Raw genomic sequence first — 21,069 nt, 5'->3', positions numbered from 1 at the left:
CGGTTTAACCGGTGGGCCTTCGGTAGGACAGCCATGCGCTTGTGGGTTCGGCCGCATCATGACAGCGATTGCCGTGACGAAACATTACAACCGTGCCGGCATGGCCGTCCGATAGGCGGGCAGCTCAAGGCAGAGAAACGGTTCAAGGGAGAATGTCGTGAAACGATCCGTTCTGGCCGCGGTTCTTGCCGTCTCCGCCACCGGCGTCCAGGCCGCCGATCTCGGAGCGCAGAGGATCGCCGTCCCCTCGGCCATTCTCGCCACCGGCCACGACTGGACCGGCTTCTATGCCGGCCTGCACGCCGGTTATGGCTGGGGCAACACCCGTTTCGACCCGCTCGCCAACGTTCCCGACACGCGCTCGCAGGGCGCCCTGATCGGCGGCCAGTTCGGCTGGAACTATCAGGTCGGCCAGTTCGTTCTCGGCCTGGAAGGCACGCTGGCCTGGGCTTCGCTGTCGGGTTCGGTCTCGGATCCCTCCGGCTCGGGCTCCGTCCTGCACTCCAAGGTGAACTGGATCGCCACGCTTGGCCCAAGGCTTGGCTTCGCCTTCGACCGCGCCTTGATCTATGCCAAGGGCGGCTTGGCGATCGCCGGTCTCGAGACCCGCATCGTCAATCCGCTCGCCGGCTCGGCCTCAGGGTCGCATGCGCAGGGCGGCTGGTTTGTCGGCGGCGGTGTCGAATATGCGCTGACGCCGAACTGGAGCGTCAAGGCTGAATATAACTATATCAATCTCGGCACCGGCGTCGCCCTGCTCGACGCGGGCGGCGGGTTTGCACAGGGGTTCCGTACCAACCGGAACATTCACACCATCACGCTTGGCTTCAACTACCTGTTTCCGGTGAGCCGCCAGGCCGCCATCAGGTCGGCGTCCCTGGACGCCGCGGGCGGCTTCAACTGGACCGGCTTCTATCTGGGCGCCCATGCCGGTTATGGCTGGGGTTCGACGACATTCGATGCCGCCTTGGGTCCGCTGGGGCCGAATCATAGCCATGACGGCGTCCTGCTCGGCGGCCAGTTCGGTTGGAACTATCAGATCAATCGGGTCGTGCTGGGCCTGGAAGCGACCGCCACCTGGGCTGGCCTGTCGGGCTCGACGACGGCGCTCGGCAACACGTTCCGGACGCGGGTGAACTGGCTGGCAACCATGGGCCCGAGGGTCGGCTTCACCGTGTTCGATCGCGCCTTGATCTACGGCAAGGGCGGCGTCGCCTTCGCCGGGTTCGAGACCGGCGCGGAAATCGCGGGCAGCGGCGATCGGCTGTCCAGCGCCCGCATCGGCTGGTTCGTCGGCGGCGGCGCGGAATATGCCTTTGCCCCCAATTGGTCGGCCAAGGTCGAGTATAACTACCACAACTTCTCATCCGGCAGCTGGCTGGCCAGCGCGGGGCCCTTCGTGGTCGGCTTGCGCACGAAGGAAGATGTCCACTCGGTCACGGTCGGCGTGAACTACCTGTTCACCACCGGTCCGGGTGCGGTCGTCGCGCGTTACTGATCGCGGCTCTTGCTTCGTTTGATCTGCACAGGCCGCCCTTGGGCGGCCTGTTGCGCGTCAGGGGCGCAGGCGACCTGAAAGCCACACGTGCGGTTGCCGTGCCGAGCGCCGCATGGTGTTCGTCCACCGTGGCACCGGTGCCTCATCGCCGTCGGTGCAAACCGGGGACGTGTGACGTGTCGGCCACAGGCTGACAAAAAGCGGTACGATTCAACCGTGCGAGCTTCCGATAGGGCAGGTATGGCTTGCGAGCCTGGCCGCATCATGACAGCGATTGTCGCAACGGAACATTGCAACCGGCCGGCATGGCAACCCGACATTCAGCGCGGGTCGGCGGCAAGCAAAAACGTTCAAGGGAGAGTGTCTTGAAGCGATCCATTCTGGCCGCGGTTCTTGCCGTTTCAGCCACCGGCGTCCAGGCCGCCGATCTCGGTGGGCAGAGGATCGCCGTTCCCTCGGCCATTCTCGCCACCGGCCACGACTGGACCGGCTTCTATGCCGGCCTGCACGCCGGCTACGGCTGGGGCAATACCAGTTTCGATCCGCTTATGGGCATTCCCAACACGCGGACGTCGGGCGCCCTGATCGGCGGCCAGTTCGGCTGGAACTACCAGGTCGGCCAGTTCGTGCTCGGCCTCGAGGGAACGCTGGCCTGGGCCTCCCTGTCGGGGTCGGTCTCGGATGCCCTGGGTTTCGGCGCCACCATTCACTCCAAGACGAACTGGATCGCTACCCTTGGTCCAAGGCTTGGTTTCGCTTTCGACCGCGCCTTGATCTACGCCAAGGGAGGCTTCGCGATCGCCGGTTTCCAGTCGCGCATCGACAACGGCGGCGGCCTGGCGGCCTCCGGGTCGCATGCGCAGGCCGGCTGGTTCGTCGGTGGTGGCGTCGAATATGCGTTGACGCCGAACTGGAGCGCCAAGGTCGAATATAACTACATCAACCTCGGCAGCGGCTTCGCGCAGTTCGACATTGCTCCGGGTTCGCAGGGCCTGCGGTCCAGCCGCGACATTCACACCATCACGCTCGGCTTCAACTACCTGTTTCCGGTGAGCCGCCAGGCCGCCGCCAGGGCGGCGTCCCTGGATGCGGCCGGCGGCTTCAACTGGACCGGCTTCTATCTCGGCGCCCATGCCGGTTATGGCTGGGGTTCGACGACGTTTGATGCCGCCTTGGGGGGACTGGCCCCGAATCACGGCCATAACGGCGTTCTGCTGGGCGGCCAGTTCGGCTGGAACTATCAGATCAACCGGGCCGTGCTCGGCCTGGAAGCGACCGCCGCGTGGGCCGGCTTGTCGGGTTCGGCCACGTCGGTTGTCGGTACGTTCCGGACGCGGGTGAACTGGCTCGCGACCATGGGCCCGAGGGTCGGCTTCACCGTCCTCGACCGTGCCCTGATCTACGCCAAGGGCGGCGTCGCCTTCGCCGGGTTCAACACCGACGGGGAGCTCCTCGGCCCGACCTCCGGCTCGACCTCCAACGCCCGCATCGGCTGGTTTGTCGGCGGCGGCGCGGAATATGCTTTCGCGCCCAATTGGTCGGCCAAGGTCGAATATAGCTACCACAACTTCTCGGCCGGCAATTGGCTGGTGTCCTCCGGCCCTATCGCGTTCGGCCTGCGCGCGAAGGAAGATGTCCACTCGGTCACGGTCGGCGTGAACTACCTGTTCACCACCGGTCCGGGCGCGGTCGTCGCGCGTTACTGATCGCGGCTCACGCTTTGCGGATCAGCACAGGCCGCCTTCGGGCGGCCTGTTGCGCTTCAGGGACGTGAGGAGGCCTGAGAGCCACACCCTCCCACGATCGGTCGCTTGTTGCATCGCGCCCCGCGGGGGGGCCGTCCGCCACGACTGTTGCCGTTGCGTCACATCCGGTCGCAAAACCACATGTGTCACCGTGCCGCCGCGATTTCCTGGGGTGTTGGCGGTTGATCGGTCATCGGTACCATGCAACCGATACGTTCAGCGCCTTCCAGGGGCATCCGGCACGTGGAGTGCCGTCGCCGGCAGGGCAGCGATCCGGGGCCAGTCGACGGTCGTTGGCCCTCCGGCATCAAACGGGGGAAGCGTCATGAAGAAGCTCATCATCGCAGCCGCTGCCATGGCGGGTCTTGCCTCGGGCGCGCAGGCGGCCGATCTCGGCGTGCAGCGCGTCGCCGTTCCCGCGGCGATCCTCGCGCCCGCGTTCAACTGGACCGGCTTCTATGTCGGCCTCAATGCCGGTATCGGCATCGCCAACACCAATTTGGGCACCCTGACGGGCGGTGCCCTGTCCGGCAGCGGCACCGGCTTCGTCGGCGGCGCCCAGATCGGCTACAACTACCAGATCAACAATTTCGTCCTCGGCGTCGAAGGCGACTTCGGCTATTTCGGGGTTCGCCGCAACTTCAACTCGGCCCTGGGCTTCGGTATCATCTCGGCCTATTGGAAGACCAGCTGGGACGCCTCGATCCGGGCGCGCGCCGGCATCGCCATCGACCGGCTGCTGCTCTATGTCACCGGCGGCGTGGCCTTCGCCGACTTCGGGGCCGGCGTGACCCTCGGCGGCGCCGCCGTGGTCGTGAACTCCGCCAGCCAGACGCGTGTCGGCTGGACCGTCGGTGGCGGCGCCGAATATGCCTTCACGCCGAATTGGACGGTGCGCGGCGAATATCTCTATTCGAACTACGGCAACAAGGACATCTTCGTCGGCGGCGCGAACGTTCGCCTCGAGACCCACAAGTTCCGCCTCGGCGTGAACTATCTGTTCTCGACCGGTCCGGGCGCGATCGTCGCGCGCTACTGATCCGATCAGCCATTATCGTGCTTGTCACAGGCCGCCTTCGGGCGGCCTGCTGCGTTGTGCGCCCAGCATGGGCGCAATCTTGGAGGTGGAAGTCCTCCCGTAAGCTGGCCACAGCGAACGAAGCGAAGCGCAACTGCGGAAGGGCGACCGACCGTGGGGAGGAAGCGTGGAGCGTAACCCGCGAGACGATGGACAAGAACCGGATAGAAGGCGGTGTCGAGCAGGGCGAGCGGGCAACGAACCGCAAAGCCCTTGTGGTCAAGGCTCGATGACGTAAATCCGGCGTTTGTGCGGGGAAGGATTGCGTTCTTACCTGGGGAGATCTCGCCTCGTGCCTGAAAGGGCGACGGTGTCGAACCGGAGCGAGAAGTCAGCCGAGGTCGTAGTAGCCGGCGGGCCACCGTCGGCGAAGGACCGAACGAGAGAGAGTGAAGTTCCCCCAAGGATGAGCAAGGCCATGCGTCAGATGCCGGGTACGCCCGGGAAGCGGGAGAGGCGAACGGGTGAAGCCCGCTCGGGCTCCTGTCTCGACGAAGCCGCGCCCCCGCCCCGGACCAGGAACGACACGGGGCCGGGACTGCTCGAAGCGGTTCTGGCGCGAGAGAACCTTCTGCGGGCCTTGAAGCAGGTGCGCGCCAACAAGGGTGCGGCAGGCGTGGATGGTCTGGATATCGACCAGACGGCCAGCATGCTGCGAACCGACTGGTCCGTGATCCGCGACAGTCTGCTGAAGGGGACGTACCAGCCGCAGCCGGTGCGTCGCGTGATGATCCCGAAGCCGGGGGGAGGCGAGCGCGAGCTCGGCATCCCGACGGTGCTGGATCGCCTGATCCAACAGGCGCTCCTGCAAGTCCTGCAGCCGATCCTTGATCCGACCTTCAGCGAGCACAGCTACGGCTTCCGCCCGGGCAGACGCGCACACGATGCCGTTTTGGCGGCGCAATCGTTCGTGCAGTCCGGGCGGCGGGTTGTGGTGGATGTCGACCTGGAGAAATTCTTCGACCGGGTGGACCACGACATCCTGATCGATCGTCTGCGCCGGAAGGTCCCGGATCCCGGCGTTATCCGTCTGGTCCGTGCCTTCCTGAACGCTGACATTGTTGATGGGGATGCGGTCATCAAGCGGACCAGGGGCACGCCGCAAGGTGGCCCGCTGTCACCGCTGCTGGCCAACGTGCTGCTCGACGAGGTGGACAAGGAGCTTGAACGACGCGGCCATGCCTTCTGCCGCTATGCCGACGACAGCAACGTCTATGTGCGGTCCAGGCGGGCGGGCGAGCGGGTCATGGCTCTGCTGCGACGACTCTACGGCCGGCTTCATCTGACGGTGAACGAGACCAAGAGTGCCGTGGCTTCCGTCTTCGGCCGCCGCTTTCTCGGCTACGCCTTCTGGGTGGCGCCGGGTCGGGTGGTCAAACGGCGGGTCGCCGACAAGGCGATCAAGGCGTTCAAGACCCGGATCCGTGAACTGACACCCCGGGTGACCGGGCGATCGTTAACAGCGGTGACGGCGCGGTTGTGCTCCTTCGTGCTGGGGTGGAAAGCCTACTTCCGACTGGCGCAAACACCCAAGGTCTGGCGCGAGCTGGACGAGTGGATGCGTCATCGCTTGCGGGCCATCCAGCTCAAGCACTGGAAGCGGGGCAGGACAATCCTTCGGGAGCTGATAGCGATGGGAGCCAAACCCAACGTCGCTCAGAAGGTAGCGGGAAACTCCCGCTGCTGGTGGCGCAACAGCGGGATGCTCCTCAACTCAGTCCTCACGATCAAATGGGCCGACCAACTGGGAATGCCCAGGCTCGCCTGACCTCAATCTCTCGAACCGCCCGGTGCGGACCCGCATGCCGGGTGGTGTGGCAGGGGTGCGGTCAAACGACCGCCCCCTATGCCGATTCAGGAGGTCCCGGGGAAAGTCCCGGTCTGCCTGAGCGCTTCGCCGGCGACCATGGCCACGGCGACCGCGACATTGAGCGAGCGCAGGCCCGGCGCCATCGGAATGACGATGCGAGCGTCGGCGGCGTCGTGCACCTCGTCCGGAACCCCGGCCGATTCGCGTCCGGCCATCAGGATGTCACCGGCCTGATAGACAAATTGGGCATAGGGGACCGCGGCCCTGGTGGTCATCAGGACCAGGCGATGCCCGTCTGCCCGCCGGGCCGCTTCGAAGGCCTGGAAGTCGTTGTGGCGGCGCCAGTCGACATGGTCGAGATAGTCCATGCCGGCGCGGCGGAAGGCCCGGTCGGAGACCGGAAAACCGGAGGGTTCGACAATGTCGATGCCGAGGCCGAGACAGGCGGCGAGCCGCATGATGGTGCCGGTGTTCTGGGCGATGTCAGGCTGATAGAGCGCGATGCGGATCATGAGGGCCCTGTTGGCTGCCGTCACGGCATGTCGTCAAGCCGGTCGAAGCTTGGAAACCATGGCGATATTCCCATGCGACGAAGGTGCCATGCGTTCCATGGACACGTTCTAAACGGTGCACTGGACATCCCGAAGCAACGATGCGAATAAGCCAACGCCGACAAAGGTTCCCGCGCGGATTCCTTGGCTCTTGGTTTCGAGGGCCTGGGTTTCGAGGCCCTGCCGGCGCGAGTGGACCGCCCGGGCGGCCCCGCGCCAGGCGCGACGCCATCGCAGCGGGTTCTCTCCAAAGGGCTCTTGGGCTCTCCGGCGCGATCGAGGTCCGCGACGGACCCAGGACGAAAGGACGATGATAGTGGCCAGTGTTGATCACGCCGCAGAGGGCAACCGCCGCGACTTCCTGTTTCTTGCGACCGGTGCCGCGGCCGCGGTGGGTGGTGCTGCAACCGTGTGGCCGTTCATCAGCCAGCTTGCGCCCGATGCCAGCACGGTCTCCGCCGGCGCGCCGATCGAGCTCGACCTGTCGTCGATCGCCTCGGGCGCCCAGATCAAGATCTTGTGGCGCGGCAAACCCTATTTCGTCCGCAACCGCACCGATGCCGAAATCAAGGCCGCCCGCGACGTCGACGTCGCGACGCTGCGTGATCCCGAGACCGATCAGCGCCGGGTCAAGCAAGGCCACGAGAAGTGGCTGATCACCGCCGCCAATTGCACCCATCTCGGCTGCGTGCCGCTCGGCAACCAGGGCGACTTCGGCGGCTGGCTGTGCCCCTGCCATGGCTCGCATTTCGATACTTCAGGCCGCATCCGCAAAGGCCCAGCGCCGACCAACCTGCCGGTGCCGCAGTATAATTTCGTGTCGGATACCCGCATCCGCATCACCGGCGCCGCACCGACCGCCTGACGATCCAATAGAGGTTGAAGACCATGCAGGGTCATTCGCAATACGTTCCCACATCGGGCTTCGGGAAATGGATCGACGCGCGCCTTCCGCTGCCGCGGCTCGTCTATGACTCGTTCATCGCCTATCCGGTGCCGAAGAACCTGAACTATTTCTGGACCTTCGGCGGCATCCTTTCGATCATGCTGGTGTGCCAGATCGTCACCGGCATCGTGCTGGCGATGCATTACACCGCCCATGTCGACATGGCGTTCAACTCGGTTGAACACATCATGCGCGACGTCAATTACGGCTGGCTGCTGCGCTACCTGCATGCCACCGGCGCCTCGATGTTCTTCATCGCGGTCTATGTCCACATGCTGCGCGGCCTCTATTACGGCTCGTACAAGGACCCGCGCGAGGTGCTGTGGATCCTCGGCGTGATCATCTACCTGTTGATGATGGCGACCGCCTTCATGGGCTATGTGCTGCCCTGGGGCCAGATGTCGATGTGGGGCGCGGTGGTCATCACCAACCTGTTCTCGGCCATTCCGCTGGTCGGCCCGACGGTGGTGGAATATTTGTGGGGTGGCTATTCGGTCGACAACCCGACGCTGAACCGCTTCTTCTCGCTGCACTATCTCCTGCCCTTCATGATCGCCGGCGTCGTCGTGCTGCACGTCTGGGCGCTGCATGTCACCGGCCAGAACAATCCGACCGGCGTCGAGGTGAAGGACGTCAAGAAGGACACCGTGCCGTTCACGCCCTATGCGACCATCAAGGACGCCTTCGGCATGGCCGTGTTCTTCATCATGTTCATGTATTTCACCTTCTTCCAGCCGAACTATCTCGGCCACGCGGTCAACTATGTGCCCGCCGACCCGCTGGTGACGCCGGCCCATATCGTGCCTGAATGGTACTTCCTGCCGTTCTACGCGATCCTGCGCGCCATCACCTTCGACATCAACCTGGTGGTGCTCACCATCCCGTCCAAGCTCGGCGGCGTGCTGGCCATGTTCGCGGCGATCGCGGTGCTGGCCTTCCTGCCCTGGCTCGACACCTCGAAGGTGAAGTCGACCGCCTATCGGCCGCTGCACAAGCAGTTCTTCTGGGCCTTCGTCATCGTCTGCGTCATGCTCGGCTGGCTCGGCTCGAAGCCGCCCGAGGGCATTTTCCCGATGCTGTCATTGATCTTCACCGGGCTCTATTTCGCCTATTTCCTGGTGGCGCTGCCGCTTCTCGGCCTGTTCGAGACGCCGAAGCCGCTGCCGGCCTCGATCGCCGATTCCGTGCTCGGCAAGGCCAAGGGCGGCGCCCCGGTGGTGGTCGGCGCCAATGCCGCGCCCGAGGTCAAGGGCTGAGCGGACGCTGAGAGAGAACAAGGGATCGATGACGATGAAATTCACCTCTCTGCGTCTTGCCGCGGCCGCCGGCCTGATCGGCCTTGGCCTCGGCCTGGCCGCGCCGGTACTCGCGGCCGAGCAGGAAAATCCGCCGCGCGCCGTCTGGTCGTTTTCCGGGCCGTTCGGCATGTTCGACCGCGCCCAGCTGCAGCGCGGCTTCCAGGTCTACAAGGACGTCTGCGCCGCCTGCCACGGGCTCAACCAGATGTCGTTCCGCAACCTGTCGCAGCCCGGTGGCCCGGAATTCCCGGCCGACCAGGTGGCGCAGATCGCCGCCGACTGGATCCACAAGGTGCGCGAGATCGGCGATGACGGCCAGCCGGCCGAGCGCGCGCCGCGCCCCGCCGACCGCATTCCCGGCCCCTTCGCCAACGTCAAGGCCGCGGAAGCCGCGCATAACGGCAAGGCGCCGCCGGACCTGTCCTTGATGGCGAAGGCGCGTTCCTACGAGCGCGGCTTCCCCTGGTTCCTGGTCGACATCTTCACGATGTATCAGGAGCACGGGACCGACTATCTGAAGGCCTTCCTGACCGGCTATGAAGCCAACCACGAGGTGATGGCCGGGCTGCACTACAACAAATATTTCCCGGGCAATGCCGTCGCCATGCCGAACATCCTGCAGGATGGCCTGGTGACCTATTCGGACGGCTCGCCGGCGACCGCCCGGCAATATGCCGCCGACGTCACGGCCTTCCTGATGTGGACGGCGGAACCGCATCTGGAGCAGCGCAAGCGCATCGGCTTCCAGGTCCTGCTGTTCCTGCTGGTCATGTCGATCCTGCTCTATTTCACCAAGAAGCGGGTCTGGTCCTCGCTCGAAGGCCACGCCTGACCGGCTGATGCCGAAACGACAGCTTGACGAAGGGCCGCGCGAGCGGCCCTTTTCATGTCAGCGATCGGGGGACGACATGACCAAGGCGGTGCTCGGCATCATCGGCGGCTCCGGGATCTATGATCTGCCGGGGCTGGAGGCGGTCGAGGAGATCAAGGTCGCCTCGCCCTGGGGCGAGCCCTCCGATCTGGTCCGCCGTGGCCGGCTCGGCGCGACCGACATCGTCTTCCTGCCGCGCCATGGCCGCGGTCATGTCCTCGGTCCGTCCGACATCAACTACCGCGCCAATATCGACGTGCTGAAGCGGATGGGGGTGACCGACCTGGTGTCGCTCTCCGCGGTCGGCTCGTTCAAGGGCGACCTGCCGCCCGGCACTTTCGTGTTGGCCGACCAGTTCATCGATCGGACCTTCAAGCGCGAGCCGAGCTTCTTTGGCGCCGGCTGCGTCGCCCATGTAGCCTTTTCCCATCCGGTCGCGCCGCTCCTGCAGAAGCGCGTGGCGGCGGCCGCCGCCGCCGCGGGCATCGGCCATGCGGTTGGCGGCACGTCGGTCTGCATGGAAGGCCCGGCCTTCTCGACGCTGGCCGAAAGCCTGTTCCACAAGGCGCAGGGCTGGGACCTGATCGGCATGACCTCCATGCCGGAGGCCAAGCTCGCCCGCGAAGCCGAGATCGCCTATTGCTTTGTCGGCATGGTCACCGATTTCGATGCCTGGCATGAAGAAGCTGGTCCGGTCGACGTGGCGCTGGTCATGCACCACCTCAACGCCAATGCCGACAAGGGCCGCCGCCTGGTCGCGCGGCTGGCGCGCGACTTTCCGGCGGAGCATGAACCGTGCCCCGTCGGGTCCGACCGGGCGCTCGAATTCGCCATCGTCACCGCCAAGGAGCAGCGCGATCCGGCCTTGCTCGCCAAGCTCGACGCGGTGGCGGGGCGGGTGCTGTAGCGGGCGAATGGCGAATAACGAGTAGCGAATCGGGAATGGCGAGCCGCTCTTGAAGCTCGTGTTCCGTGAGGCACCGCCTTCGCCTCTCCGCCCCGGTGCCGCCCTCGTTTTCGTAGGCTCATCGTCTTGGCCGGGACAAGCCCGGCCAAGACGAGGTGCGAGGCTTGTGAGGCCAGGCCCGGGGCGGAACAATCTCTTCGCCGTCAGCCACGGCCTAGTCGCTACTCGCCATTCGCCACTTCGAAGCCCGCCTCAAGCCAAGGCCCGGCGCAGTGCGGCGGCGGCCTCGCCAAGCGCGATGTCGGCGTCGTCGACCGCACCCTGCATCAGCAGGAAGGCGTGAACCTGGCCTGGCCAGCGCTTCAGCGTCACCGCCACACCGGCCTTTTCGAGGGCGGCCGCATAGGCCTCGCCCTCGTCGCGCAGCACGTCATATTCGGCGGTGAAGATGGTTGCCGGCGGCACGCCCGCCAGGTCGGTCTGGCGCAACGGTGAAGCGCGCACCTGCGCCGCCAGGCCGGGGTCCGGCAAGTATTGCCGCCAGGCCCAACGCATCATGTTGCGGCTGAGGAAAGGGTCTTCGGCATTGGCCTGGTAGGACGGCGTGTCGAAGGCGCAGTCGAGCACCGGATAGAACAAGAGCTGGTGCCGGACGGGCGGGCCGCCGTGGCGGGATTCCTGGGCGAGCACCGCGGCGATAGTACCGCCGGCACTGTCGCCGGCCACAGCGATCCTGGTCGCGATGCCGCCGATCTCGCCGGCCTGGTCATGGACCCAGGCGAGTGCGGCATGGGCATCGTCGACCGCCGCCGGAAACGGCGCTTCCGGGGCAAGGCTGTAGTCGACCGAGACGACCAGCGTGCCGGCGTCGCGGGCGAGTGTCCGGGTGATGCCGTCGGTCAGGTCGGGGCTGCCGACGACGAAGGCGCTGCCATGGAAATAGAGGGTGATCGGGAAGGGGCCGTCACCCCAGGGGTAATAGAGCCTGACCGCCATCGGCCCACGGCTGCCCGCGATCATCAGGTCCTCGACCCTGGGCAGGACGACCGGCGCGGCCGACGGCGCCGGCGGCACGAAGGTGGCGCGGAAATCGGCGCCGGAGATGGTGGTAAAATCAATCGGCGCGACATCGGCCGGGCGCGCCGCGCCGGCGGCATCGATGATCGCCTGGATTTGGGCGTTGAGGGGCATGGCTGGTCCTTGCAGGTCGGACAGGGCGGTCGGGACGGCGCGATGTCAGGGGCATTCGGTCGAGGCGACCAGCCGGCGCGGCGCTTCCAGGCGCCGGCTGACCAGCGCGATGGCAAGGGCGGCCAATGGCGCCAGCGCCGCCACCCAGGTGATCGCGCCGAGGCCGGGGCCGTGGTCGATCACCGCGCCGCCGAGCCAGGCGCCAATGGCGTTACCGAGGTTGAAGGCTGCAATATTGAGGCTCGACGCCAGGCCCTGGCCGGCGCCTTCGGCCTTTTCCAGAAGCCACATCTGCAGCGGCGGCACGGTGGCAAAGGCGGCAACCCCGAGCAGCCCGACAAACAGGACACCGGCAATCTTGTCATGGATGGCGAAGGTCATCAGCACCAGCACGACGGCGAGTGCGGCGAGCGTGCCGAGCACCGAAGGCATCAGCCAGCGGTCGGCGAGCTTGCCGCCGCCGAGATTGCCGGCGACCAGGCCGACGCCGAAGACCAGCAGGATCGGCGACACCGCGCCATCCGGGAAGCCGGTGATGCCGGTCAGGATCGGCGCGATATAGGTGAACACCGCGAAGACGCCGATCCAGCCGAACACCGTCATGGCAAGACCGAGCAGCACCTGCGGGCGCGCGAACACCGCAAGGTCGTCCTTGAGGCTGCCGGAAGCTTCCGGCTTGTCGTCGCGCGGCACGGCAAGTGTGATGACCGCGACCGCGACGAGGCCGATCAGGGTGACGGCCCAGAAGGTCGAGCGCCAGCCGAGCGCCTGGCCAAGCCAGGTGCCGAAGGGCACGCCGAGGATATTGGCAACCGTCAGGCCGGTGAACATGATGGCAATGGCGGACGCCTTCTTGTTCGGCGCGACCAGGCCGGTGGCGACCACCGAGCCGACGCCGAAAAAGGTGCCATGAGCAAAGGCGGTCAGCACGCGAGCGGCCATCAGCGACCAGTAGTCGGGTGCAAGCGCGCAGGCGAGATTGCCGAGGGTGAAGACGATCATCAGGCTGACCAGCACGGTCTTGCGCCGCCAGCGGGCGGTGAGGCCGGTCATCAAGGGGGCGCCGCCGACGACGCCCAGCGCATAACCCGAGATCAACAGGCCGGCAGCGGAGATCGAGACGCCGAGATCGGCGCCGACCTGGATCAGGAGACCCATGATGACGAATTCGGTGACGCCGATACCGAAGGCGCCGGCGGTGAGCGCATAGAGGGCAAGGGGCATGGGAAGGTGTCCGGCCAAGGTGAGGGCGGCCGGCGGAATGCCGGCGTCACCTTGCCAAGTGGACCCGCAGCCATTGATGAACTAGACTGCCTGAAGGAATAGCGCCTGTGAATTGAACTCACCATGAGCCGACAGGACATCAATCGCTCGGGCGAGATGGACGTGTTCGTCCGGGTCATCGAACTCGGCGGCTTCTCGGCTGCCGCGCGGGCCTGCCGGATGACGCCCTCGGCGGTGAGCAAGCTGATCGCGAGGCTCGAAACCCGGCTTGGCGTGCGGCTGATCAACCGCTCCACCCGCAGCCTGCAACTGACCGCCGAAGGCGCGGTGTTCTACGAGCGGGCGGTGCAGATCCTCGGCGATCTCGATACCGCCGAACGCGAGGCGGCGGCCGGCGCCAGCCCGCGCGGCCGGCTTCGGGTCAATGCCAATGTCGCTTTCGGCCGGCGCTACCTGGTGCCGCTCATCCCGGACTTCCTCGCCCGCTATCCGCAGGTTTCGCTCGACCTGGTGCTGACCGATACCGTGGTCGATCTCCTGGAACAGCGCGCCGATGTGGCGATCCGGGTCGGCCCCTTGCGCGAATCGCGTCTGGTGGCCCGAAAGCTCGGCATCAGCCGGGTCGCGGTGGTGGCGTCTCCCGGCTATCTCGCCCGCCACGGCATGCCGGAGACGCCGGCGGATCTGGTGAAGCACAATCTGCTGGGCTTCAGCTTCACGCGGCTGGTCGAGGGCTGGCCGTTTCGCGACGAGACCGGCGGCATCGTCACCGTGTCGCCGGTCGGCAATGCGCTGGCGAGCGATGGCGAGACCATGCTCGAGCTGGTCCTGGCCGGCCTCGGCCTGGCCCGTCTGTCGGTCATGCAGACCCGCGACGATATCGCCGCCGGCCGGCTGGTGCCGGTGCTGGAGCCCTACAATCCCGGCGATACCGAAGACATCAGCGCCATCTTCGTCGGCCAGGGCGGGCATCTGCCGGCGCGCGTGCGCGCCTTCCTCGACTATCTCGTCGAAACGGTTCGCTTGTGACGGTTCCGTCACCCGCCTTTCCTTGCGGTGTGCGGACGGCCTATGAAAGCGCAGACCGCATCCTCATCCGGGGAGCCGGCGGGATGTCGCGGAGACCAGCATGGCGAGCGGACTGGAAGACGAACTGAAGCGTGCGATCCGCACCATTCCCGACTACCCGAAGCCGGGCATCCTGTTCCGCGACATCACCACGCTGCTCGGTGACGCGCGCGCCTTCCGCCGTGCCGTCGATGCGCTGGTCCAGCCCTGGGCGGGCGGCAAGATCGACAAGGTCGCCGGCATGGAAGCGCGCGGCTTCATTCTCGGCGGCGCGGTGGCCCACCAGCTGTCCGCCGGCTTCGTGCCGATCCGCAAGAAGGGCAAGCTGCCCTATAAGACCGTCAGCATGGCCTATGAGCTGGAATATGGCACCGACGAGATGGAGATCCATGTCGATGCGGTGAAACCGGGCGAGCGGGTCATTCTGGTCGACGACCTCATCGCCACGGGTGGCACGGCGGAAGGTGCGGTCAAGCTTTTGCAGCAGGTCGGCGCTGTGATCGAGGCCGCCTGTTTCATCGTCGACCTGCCGGAGCTCGGCGGGGCGGACAAGCTCCGGGCGATGAATGTCGCGGTGCGCACGCTGGTGGCCTTCGAAGGACACTGAGGGACAAACTGGCGTGGAAGACCCCCAAAAGGTTGAAGGCCATGAACCCGCTTGCGCAAGCTCATGGCCCTCGACGGGTTCAGAGCCGAAGCTCCAAGACCCGGTTGGCGCGCCGTCGGGGGGGGCGTGGGGTTCAGCGCGCCACTACTGTGAAACTCGTTTGTGAAGCCTGTGTGTGAAACCTCGGGATGTCGGCGTCAGCGGCAGGTGACGGCCGGTTTGCCAGCCGGCAGCAGCGAAAGTGCGAAGCTCATCGCGTCATCTCCCGTTCGATGGGGCGGACTGTGGTTCGGCGTTGTTTCAGTCCTGTGCCGGCCGTTCACCTCGGCTGCTTCGCCCTCGCCGGGCGCTTGTTACAGTGTCGAGCGATGCGTGCCGAAGCGCTCCTGGATGAAGTCCAGGAAGACCCGCAGCTTCGGCAACCTCTGCCGGCCGGGCGGAAAGACCAGATGCATGGGCACGGGCTCGGCGACGTGCTGGGCTTCCAATAGTGGCACGAGCTGTCCGGTGCGGATCGACGGGGCGACGATGGTGTCGGCGACCCGGGTGATGCCGAGCCCGCCGAGCGCCAGCGCGTGCAGGCTGGCGGCGTCGTCGACGGTTACGGTGCCGCGAACCTCGACCCGGCGGATCTGGCCGCCGTGCCGAAACGGCCAGAGCGACAGGCCCGGTGCATTCGACGGGGTGATGCAGGTGTGCCGGGCGAGATCGTCCGGATGCAGCGGCCTGCCGCGCCGCGCGAGATAGGCCGGCGAGGCGACAATGACGCGATGGACGTCGGCGAAACGACGGCCGACCAGCCGGTCGTCGCCGACCGGGCCGGTGCGGATGCCGATATCGAGGTTGGCGGCGACGATATCGACCATGCGGTCGGTAATGCCGAGCTCGATCGTGACCTCCGGATAGGCCTCGGTGAAATCGCCGAGGACCGGTGCCAGCAGGTTGGTGGCGAAGGCAACGCCGGATGTGATGCGCAGCGTGCCGCGCGGCCTGCCGCGGTTCTCCATGACGCCAGCCTCGGCATCGTTGATTTCGCCAATGATCCTTCGGGCGGAATCGTAGAAGGCGCGGCCTTCGGTCGTCAGCGCGATCCGCCGGGTGGTGCGCTCGAGCAGCTTGACGCCGAGCCGCTCCTCAAGCCGGGTGACCGCCTTGGAGATGGCGGAGGGTGTGAGATTCAAGCGTTCCGCCGCCGCCGTCAGCCCGCCGTGATCGACACAGGCGACCAGGATCTCCATTTCCGCAGCCCGGTCCATTTATGCTCACCGGTCATTGAAGTGATGAATGGTAGCCTGATTTTTGAACCAAAGGAAAGAGGTAGTCTCGGGCAATTGGCCGAGCCAGGTCGGCGTGATGGGGGTTGCGATGACCAAGTGGATCGATCGGCGTCATCACTACTCCTATGCCGAGGCGCGCCAGCTGGCTGCTCGCGAGCGTGCGGTCGTGGTCAGGCGGATCGGCCGGGGTCTTCGCCTGATGGTCGCGGGCTGGCTGGGCGTCGGGGCTCGCGGTCAAGTTCGGGAAGACCATGGCGTTCGCGGCGAACGGGTGCCGCCGCGCTGACCCGCGACAGGCGGTCGGCCGCGATGTTTCAGCTCATCTCGGAATCGAGCTTTTCATGCCATCTCCCGTCAACACCAGCGGCGGATGATGGCGTCCTGTTTTTCAGGTCGAGCCTATTTTTCAGCTCAAGACTGCCGATTTCACGCTGTCGAGGCGGAGGACCGCTGTGGCAAATTTCAAGATCCCCGAGAACGGACGTGACATCTCGTCTTTTGATCTGCCGCTCGATCGCACCATCCGGCTGCTGCAATGGGGCGGCGATCCCCAGGGCAATCGCCTTGATGTCGCGCTCGATCGAAGCGTGGCGGGCGTCACCTTGACGGCGCTGAGCGCCAAGCAGCCGGCGGCTTCGACCTTGTTCGAGGTGAAGGGGACCGCCATCGGCACGACGTTCGGCGTCGCGGCCTATCTGCCGGGAACCACGCAACGGTACAGCAAGGACCTGAAAATGCGGGTCTGCGGCGAGCCGGTCAACCAGCTCGGCTACACCGTCGACCTCATCGCGCAATTGGCGGCCAACGGCAGCGCGAAGCAGGTCTATTTGTACTCGCGCATTTTGAGCGACCCGTCCGATTCAACCCATATTCTGTCGCAGAACACGACGGCCGGGCAGTATAATTGCGGCGATGTTGCCGCAGGCTATGGCACCAAGATATTCACCAAGCCGACCCATACCGCCTATTTCACCTACTACCTGCCGCCGCAGAGCGACAAGATGGCGGACCTCCGCTTCAATGCGAACCGCCTGAAACTCGGCATCGCGAAGATCAAGACAATGCTCGACAAGGGGACGCCGGTTCGGGTCTGGCTGATCCATCATGACGGCTTCAAGCCGATCATCCAGGGCGATACGCGAACCCATTTCCTGACCATCGTCGGTTATTCGGCGACCAAGTTCCTCTGCCTGGACCCTTGGCCGGGCGGTTCCGAACTGGACTATCAGGGCGGCATGTATGCGAAGACCAGAAACGCCTTCATGGGCGAACTCGAATTCGACCCGGTGCGCCTGGAGCTTGGCATCGGCTCGCCAGCGGGATCGCTCGGCGCGCACAGCTACAAGGTCATCGCCGGCCCCTAGGCAGTCTCGCGCCCGGCCCGACGGACAGTTCTCGCATGGCCCGCGAAGGCGCGATCGACCGGCCGCCGGGTGGCGGTCAGCGCGGCAGGAAGACCGAACCGTCGAAGGAAAACACCAGGTCGCCACGCTGGTTGACGCCGGTATTGCGGCTCAGCACGACGCCCCAGCCGGGCCGCGAGGCGAGCAGGCGCTTGGTGGTGAATTCGGCGGCATAGGTGACGGTGTCGCCAGCATAGACCGGCTTCGACCAGGCGAGATTGCTGAAGCCGCCGGACGGGCCGTTCCGCGGCGGCGGCAGGCCCTCGGCCGCCCGTTCGGCGGCGATCGCCTTCCAACGCTCGACGCGCAGCCGCATCCAGACCCCGCCGGTATGCCAGCCCGATGCGATGAGCCCGCCGAAATGGCTCCGCTTGGCGGCTTCTTCGTCGATGTGAAACGGCTGCGGATCGTATTTGCGGGCGAAGGCGATGATGGCTTCAGCCGTGAAGGTGTGCGCGCCGAGCTCTTCGCGCTCGCCGATGACGATGTCGTCATACATGAGCGGCTCCCTGGGTTGCGCCCGCCGCGCGCCGGCCGAACAGGATCGGGTTGATCTGGACCAGCACCACCTCGCCCGTCTGGTTGATCAGCTCGAAGCGGAACCGGACGATGCCGCGATCCGGCTTGGAGGCGGACGGGCGAGCGTCCAGGATCTCGCGGCGCACCGACAGGATGTCGCCGGGAAAGACCGGTTTCAGCCACTTCATCTCATCGATGCCGGGCCCGCCCATGGAGGTGGAATCGGTAATGAAGTGATCGCAGTTCAGCCGCATCAGGATGGCGCAGGAATGCCAGCCGGAGGCGGCGAGCCCGCCGAGCAGCGACGCCCGGCCGGCCTCGTCGTCGAGATGGAACGGCTGCGGATCGAATTCGCTGGCATAGTCGATCACCTCCTGGCGGGTGACCGGATAGGCGCCATAGGTTTCGACCTGGCCGGCGACGAAATCCTCGAAGGCAATGCGCGGCGCCATGGCGAGCCTCAGTTGGCGAAGCGGAAATGCAGCACGTCGCCATCGGCGACGACATAGTCCTTGCCTTCCAGGCGCAGCCTGCCGGCGTCACGCGCACCGGCCTCGCCGTTCAGCGCGGTATAGTCAGCGAAGGCAATGGTCTCGGCGCGGATGAAGCCCTTCTCGAAATCGGTATGGATGACGCCGGCCGCCTGGGGCGCCTTGGTGCCCTTGGTGATGGTCCAGGCGCGTGCCTCCTTCGGCCCGACGGTGAAATAGGTGACCAGCGCCAGCAATTCGTAACCGGCGCGGATCACCCGGTTGAGGCCGGGTTCGGCAAGGCCGACCGCGTCGAGGAAATCCTTCTGCTCGTCGGGCGACATGACGGCGATCTCGCTTTCGATCTGCGCCGAGACCACCACGGCCTTGGCGCCCTCGGCCTTGGCACGCTCGAACACCTTGGCCGAAAAGGCATTGCCCTGGTCGGCCGAGGCCTCCTCGACATTGCAGACATAAAGTACCGGCTTGCTGGTCAAGAGGTTGAGCATCTCGAAGGCCTTGCGCTCCTCCGGCTTCACCTCGGTGACCCGGGCCGGCCGGCCGTCGCGCAGGTGCACCAGCGCGCGATTGATCAGGTCGACCGCTTCCTTGGCTTCCTTGTCGCCGGCTTTCGCCTTCTTCTCCAGGCCGACGACGCGTTTCTCCAGGCTGTCGAGATCGGCGAGCATCAGTTCCGTTTCGATCGTCTCGATGTCGGCGATCGGGTCGATCTTGCCCTCGACATGGGTGATGTCGCTGTCTTCGAAGCAGCGCACGACATGGGCGATGGCATCGACCTCGCGGATATTGGCGAGGAACTGGTTACCCAGGCCCTCGCCCTTGGAGGCGCCGCGGACGATCCCGGCAATGTCGACAAAGGTGATGCGGGTCGGGATGATCTGCTGCGACTTGCCGATGCTGGCGAGCTTGTCGAGGCGCGGATCCGGCACCGCGACGTCGCCGACATTCGGCTCGATCGTGCAGAACGGATAATTGGCGGCCTGCGCTGCAGCGGTCTGCGTCAGGGCGTTGAAGAGGGTCGACTTGCCGACGTTCGGCAGGCCGACGATGCCGCATTTGAAGCCCATGGCGATCAGATCCGTTGGTTGGTTGCGCGCCTTGTCGAGCGCCTGATGCGGGGTGTCAACCCTCGCGTCTAATCCAGGGGGTGAGGGCGGTCGAAGCCTAGGCTTCGCCGATCCGCTTCACCTCGCCCCAGCCGCGGCCGTCCATGGCCAGATGAACGCGGTTCTGGAACAAGGCATCGTCGCCGGCGGCCAGGAGGTCGGCGGCCTCTGCCGAGGCGGTCACCAGGTCTTCCACCCAGGGCTGCTCGCTCTTGGCGAAGTCGTTCAGCACATAGGCATGGACCAGCGCCTTGTCGCCGGGATGGCCGATCCCCAAGCGCACCCGGCGATAGTCGTTGCCGCATTGCGCGGTGATCGAGCGCAGCCCGTTATGGCCGGCATTGCCGCCGCCGGTCTTGACCCTGAGCTTGGCCGGCGGCAGGTCGAGCTCGTCATGGAAGACGATGACGTCGCCAAGCTCGATCTTGAAGAAGCGCATGGCTTCGCCGACCGAGCGGCCGCTCTCGTTCATATAGGTGCCGGGCATGACCAGCAGCACCTTCTCGGCGCCGATCATGCCCTCGGCGGCGAGGCCCTGGAAACGCTGGCGCCAGGGCGCAAAGCGGTGCCGGCGGTGGATCGCCTCCGCCGCCATGAAGCCGATATTGTGCCGGTTGCCGGCATATTTGGCCCCGGGATTGCCGAGGCCGGCCACGAGGATCATCGCATGCCCCTTCGCGCGACGGCCGGTCCAGGACCGGCCAGCCGCCGCCACTGTGTCTGATCGCCTTGAAACGAAAAAGGCCCTCTCGCGAGAGAGGGCCCCGATCGATGGACCTTGCGGGGCTGAAAGCCCCGCAGGCTCACTTCTTGGCAGCCGGAGCGGCGGCCGCGGCAGCCGGAGCGTCGGCGGCCGGAGTTTCCTCGGGCTCGGCGAAGCCGGACGGCGCGACGATCGACAGCAGCGTCGGGTTGTCCTTGGCGGTGGCGCGGGCGCCGGCCGGCAGGACGATGTCGTTCAGGTGGATCGACGAGCCGAGGTTCAGCTCGGAGACGTCGATGTCGACGGCTTCCGGAATGCTGTCGGCCTTGCACAGCAGCGTGATCGAGTGCTCGACCAGGTTGATCGCGCCGCCGCGCTTGACGCCGGGCGAGACGTCCGCGCCCTTGACGTGGATCGGGATGTCGACCGTGATCTCGGCGCCGACGCCCAGACGCAGGAAGTCGACATGGATCGGGAAATCCTTCACCGGGTCTAGCTGGTAGTCGCGCGGAATGACGCGGTGCTTCTGACCGTCGACCTCGAGCTCGAACACGGTCGAGAGGAAGTGACCGGCGTAGATGCGCTGGTGCAGGGTCTTGTAGTCGAGCGAAATCAGCACGGGGGACTTCTTGTCCCCGTAGATGACGCCGGGCACGCGGCCCAGACGACGTTCGGCGCGTGCGGCCCCCTTGCCGCCGTTCGCGCGGACCGTCGCCGACATCTGGTTGATGGCAGCCATGGTCTTAGTCTCCAAATGAAAAGACCCGCGGCCAATG

General features: G+C 65.9%; 21 protein-coding genes. 12 read left to right on the top strand and 9 right to left on the bottom strand.

All coding sequences use genetic code 11. From position 1 onward, the window contains the following. Window positions 1–157: 157 nt before the first annotated feature. The 4 genes from E8M01_RS03910 (at window position 158) to ltrA (ending at window position 6,089) form a co-directional block, all read left to right on the top strand. A complete protein-coding gene (locus E8M01_RS03910) occupies window positions 158–1,498 on the top strand; it encodes an outer membrane protein (RefSeq protein WP_136958915.1) in 1,341 nt (446 codons plus the stop codon). Between the two features lie 365 nt (window positions 1,499–1,863). Beyond that, on the top strand, window positions 1,864–3,204 hold the full coding sequence (locus E8M01_RS03905; protein ID WP_170181768.1) for an outer membrane protein: 1,341 nt from the start codon (window positions 1,864–1,866) through the stop codon (window positions 3,202–3,204). A 364-nt stretch (window positions 3,205–3,568) separates the two neighbouring features. Beyond that, window positions 3,569–4,282: an outer membrane protein gene (locus tag E8M01_RS03900; RefSeq protein WP_136958913.1), complete on the top strand. Its 714-nt coding sequence runs from the start codon at window positions 3,569–3,571 to the stop codon at window positions 4,280–4,282. A 457-nt stretch (window positions 4,283–4,739) separates the two neighbouring features. After that, complete coding sequence (gene ltrA, locus E8M01_RS03890) at window positions 4,740–6,089, top strand: group II intron reverse transcriptase/maturase (RefSeq protein ID WP_246088531.1); 1,350 nt, start codon at window positions 4,740–4,742, stop codon at window positions 6,087–6,089. An 86-nt stretch (window positions 6,090–6,175) separates the two neighbouring features. Here the strand turns inward: ltrA and E8M01_RS03885 are convergent, their stop codons facing one another. Beyond that, window positions 6,176–6,643 (bottom strand): tRNA (cytidine(34)-2'-O)-methyltransferase, encoded by a 468-nt coding sequence (locus E8M01_RS03885; RefSeq protein ID WP_136964435.1) that lies wholly within the window; start codon window positions 6,641–6,643, stop codon window positions 6,176–6,178. 349 nt (window positions 6,644–6,992) lie between these two features. On the opposite strand from E8M01_RS03885, the gene petA reads away from it, so the two are divergent. The 4 genes from petA (at window position 6,993) to E8M01_RS03865 (ending at window position 10,704) form a co-directional block, all read left to right on the top strand. After that, window positions 6,993–7,547, top strand: a complete 555-nt coding sequence (gene petA, locus E8M01_RS03880; RefSeq protein ID WP_136958911.1) for a ubiquinol-cytochrome c reductase iron-sulfur subunit — start codon at window positions 6,993–6,995, stop codon at window positions 7,545–7,547. A 23-nt stretch (window positions 7,548–7,570) separates the two neighbouring features. After that, complete coding sequence (locus E8M01_RS03875; protein WP_136958910.1) at window positions 7,571–8,884, top strand: cytochrome b; 1,314 nt, start codon at window positions 7,571–7,573, stop codon at window positions 8,882–8,884. 34 nt (window positions 8,885–8,918) lie between these two features. Continuing rightward, window positions 8,919–9,758, top strand: a complete 840-nt coding sequence (locus tag E8M01_RS03870; RefSeq protein ID WP_136958909.1) for a cytochrome c1 — start codon at window positions 8,919–8,921, stop codon at window positions 9,756–9,758. A gap of 76 nt (window positions 9,759–9,834) precedes the next feature. Next, window positions 9,835–10,704: an S-methyl-5'-thioadenosine phosphorylase gene (locus tag E8M01_RS03865; protein WP_136958908.1), complete on the top strand. Its 870-nt coding sequence runs from the start codon at window positions 9,835–9,837 to the stop codon at window positions 10,702–10,704. Window positions 10,705–10,956: 252 nt separating this feature from the next. Here the strand turns inward: E8M01_RS03865 and E8M01_RS03860 are convergent, their stop codons facing one another. Both E8M01_RS03860 and E8M01_RS03855 read right to left on the bottom strand, forming a co-directional pair. After that, entirely contained in the window at window positions 10,957–11,895 is a 939-nt protein-coding gene (locus E8M01_RS03860; RefSeq protein ID WP_136958907.1) for an alpha/beta hydrolase, read from the bottom strand. Between the two features lie 45 nt (window positions 11,896–11,940). Further along, window positions 11,941–13,119 (bottom strand): MFS transporter, encoded by a 1,179-nt coding sequence (locus E8M01_RS03855; protein WP_136958906.1) that lies wholly within the window; start codon window positions 13,117–13,119, stop codon window positions 11,941–11,943. Window positions 13,120–13,242: 123 nt separating this feature from the next. On the opposite strand from E8M01_RS03855, the gene E8M01_RS03850 reads away from it, so the two are divergent. Both E8M01_RS03850 and E8M01_RS03845 read left to right on the top strand, forming a co-directional pair. Next, on the top strand, window positions 13,243–14,148 hold the full coding sequence (locus E8M01_RS03850) for a LysR family transcriptional regulator (RefSeq protein WP_136958905.1): 906 nt from the start codon (window positions 13,243–13,245) through the stop codon (window positions 14,146–14,148). Window positions 14,149–14,248: 100 nt separating this feature from the next. Beyond that, a complete protein-coding gene (locus tag E8M01_RS03845; RefSeq protein ID WP_136958904.1) occupies window positions 14,249–14,794 on the top strand; it encodes an adenine phosphoribosyltransferase in 546 nt (181 codons plus the stop codon). Between the two features lie 353 nt (window positions 14,795–15,147). Here E8M01_RS03845 and E8M01_RS03840 read toward each other — a convergent pair whose 3' ends face one another. Further along, the gene (locus E8M01_RS03840; protein ID WP_136958903.1) at window positions 15,148–16,050 is read right to left on the bottom strand and encodes a LysR family transcriptional regulator; all 903 of its coding nucleotides are present in this window, start codon (window positions 16,048–16,050) and stop codon (window positions 15,148–15,150) included. Window positions 16,051–16,159: 109 nt separating this feature from the next. Here E8M01_RS03840 and E8M01_RS03835 point away from each other — a divergent pair, with 109 nt between their 5' ends. Both E8M01_RS03835 and E8M01_RS03830 read left to right on the top strand, forming a co-directional pair. Then, window positions 16,160–16,357 (top strand): hypothetical protein, encoded by a 198-nt coding sequence (locus tag E8M01_RS03835; RefSeq protein ID WP_136958902.1) that lies wholly within the window; start codon window positions 16,160–16,162, stop codon window positions 16,355–16,357. A 166-nt stretch (window positions 16,358–16,523) separates the two neighbouring features. After that, window positions 16,524–17,435, top strand: a complete 912-nt coding sequence (locus E8M01_RS03830; RefSeq protein WP_136958901.1) for a C39 family peptidase — start codon at window positions 16,524–16,526, stop codon at window positions 17,433–17,435. A gap of 76 nt (window positions 17,436–17,511) precedes the next feature. Here the strand turns inward: E8M01_RS03830 and E8M01_RS03825 are convergent, their stop codons facing one another. The 5 genes from E8M01_RS03825 to E8M01_RS03805 all read right to left on the bottom strand — a co-directional run bounded on the left by E8M01_RS03825 (window position 17,512) and on the right by E8M01_RS03805 (window position 21,032). Then, complete coding sequence (locus E8M01_RS03825; RefSeq protein WP_136958900.1) at window positions 17,512–17,973, bottom strand: MaoC family dehydratase; 462 nt, start codon at window positions 17,971–17,973, stop codon at window positions 17,512–17,514. Then, complete coding sequence (locus E8M01_RS03820; protein ID WP_136958899.1) at window positions 17,966–18,445, bottom strand: MaoC family dehydratase; 480 nt, start codon at window positions 18,443–18,445, stop codon at window positions 17,966–17,968. The genes E8M01_RS03825 and E8M01_RS03820 overlap by 8 nt, the downstream gene beginning before the upstream one ends. Window positions 18,446–18,453: 8 nt before the next feature. Further along, window positions 18,454–19,551 carry a redox-regulated ATPase YchF gene (gene ychF / locus E8M01_RS03815; RefSeq protein WP_136958898.1) on the bottom strand — a complete coding sequence of 366 codons (1,098 nt, stop codon included), beginning with the start codon at window positions 19,549–19,551 and terminating at the stop codon, window positions 18,454–18,456. Window positions 19,552–19,648: 97 nt separating this feature from the next. Next, entirely contained in the window at window positions 19,649–20,254 is a 606-nt protein-coding gene (pth, locus tag E8M01_RS03810) for an aminoacyl-tRNA hydrolase (RefSeq protein WP_136958897.1), read from the bottom strand. Window positions 20,255–20,393: 139 nt separating this feature from the next. Then, the gene (locus E8M01_RS03805) at window positions 20,394–21,032 is read right to left on the bottom strand and encodes a 50S ribosomal protein L25/general stress protein Ctc (protein WP_136958896.1); all 639 of its coding nucleotides are present in this window, start codon (window positions 21,030–21,032) and stop codon (window positions 20,394–20,396) included. Window positions 21,033–21,069 lie beyond the last annotated feature (37 nt).

The sequence above is a fragment of the Phreatobacter stygius genome, from assembly GCF_005144885.1.
Taxonomy (GTDB): domain Bacteria; phylum Pseudomonadota; class Alphaproteobacteria; order Rhizobiales; family Phreatobacteraceae; genus Phreatobacter; species Phreatobacter stygius.
The sequence above is the reverse complement of the archived record's forward strand: the minus strand, read 5'-3'. Positions and strand labels throughout refer to the sequence as shown.

Excerpts from the sequence above, each read along its gene's own strand:
- E8M01_RS03855 (WP_136958906.1), bottom strand. The coding sequence starts at position 13,119 with ATGCCCCTTGCCCTCTATGCGCTCACCGCCGGCGCCTTCGGTATCGGC.
- E8M01_RS03900 (WP_136958913.1), top strand. The coding sequence starts at position 3,569 with ATGAAGAAGCTCATCATCGCAGCCGCTGCCATGGCGGGTCTTGCCTCG.
- E8M01_RS03850 (WP_136958905.1), top strand. The coding sequence starts at position 13,243 with ATGAGCCGACAGGACATCAATCGCTCGGGCGAGATGGACGTGTTCGTC.
- E8M01_RS03825 (WP_136958900.1), bottom strand. The coding sequence starts at position 17,973 with ATGTATGACGACATCGTCATCGGCGAGCGCGAAGAGCTCGGCGCGCAC.
- E8M01_RS03885 (WP_136964435.1), bottom strand. The coding sequence starts at position 6,643 with ATGATCCGCATCGCGCTCTATCAGCCTGACATCGCCCAGAACACCGGC.
- ychF (WP_136958898.1), bottom strand. The coding sequence starts at position 19,551 with ATGGGCTTCAAATGCGGCATCGTCGGCCTGCCGAACGTCGGCAAGTCG.
- E8M01_RS03875 (WP_136958910.1), top strand. The coding sequence starts at position 7,571 with ATGCAGGGTCATTCGCAATACGTTCCCACATCGGGCTTCGGGAAATGG.
- E8M01_RS03840 (WP_136958903.1), bottom strand. The coding sequence starts at position 16,050 with ATGGACCGGGCTGCGGAAATGGAGATCCTGGTCGCCTGTGTCGATCAC.
- E8M01_RS03870 (WP_136958909.1), top strand. The coding sequence starts at position 8,919 with ATGAAATTCACCTCTCTGCGTCTTGCCGCGGCCGCCGGCCTGATCGGC.
- E8M01_RS03820 (WP_136958899.1), bottom strand. The coding sequence starts at position 18,445 with ATGGCGCCGCGCATTGCCTTCGAGGATTTCGTCGCCGGCCAGGTCGAA.
- E8M01_RS03845 (WP_136958904.1), top strand. The coding sequence starts at position 14,249 with ATGGCGAGCGGACTGGAAGACGAACTGAAGCGTGCGATCCGCACCATT.
- E8M01_RS03805 (WP_136958896.1), bottom strand. The coding sequence starts at position 21,032 with ATGGCTGCCATCAACCAGATGTCGGCGACGGTCCGCGCGAACGGCGGC.
- pth (WP_136958897.1), bottom strand. The coding sequence starts at position 20,254 with ATGATCCTCGTGGCCGGCCTCGGCAATCCCGGGGCCAAATATGCCGGC.
- ltrA (WP_246088531.1), top strand. The coding sequence starts at position 4,740 with ATGCGTCAGATGCCGGGTACGCCCGGGAAGCGGGAGAGGCGAACGGGT.
- E8M01_RS03865 (WP_136958908.1), top strand. The coding sequence starts at position 9,835 with ATGACCAAGGCGGTGCTCGGCATCATCGGCGGCTCCGGGATCTATGAT.
- petA (WP_136958911.1), top strand. The coding sequence starts at position 6,993 with ATGATAGTGGCCAGTGTTGATCACGCCGCAGAGGGCAACCGCCGCGAC.
- E8M01_RS03860 (WP_136958907.1), bottom strand. The coding sequence starts at position 11,895 with ATGCCCCTCAACGCCCAAATCCAGGCGATCATCGATGCCGCCGGCGCG.
- E8M01_RS03835 (WP_136958902.1), top strand. The coding sequence starts at position 16,160 with ATGACCAAGTGGATCGATCGGCGTCATCACTACTCCTATGCCGAGGCG.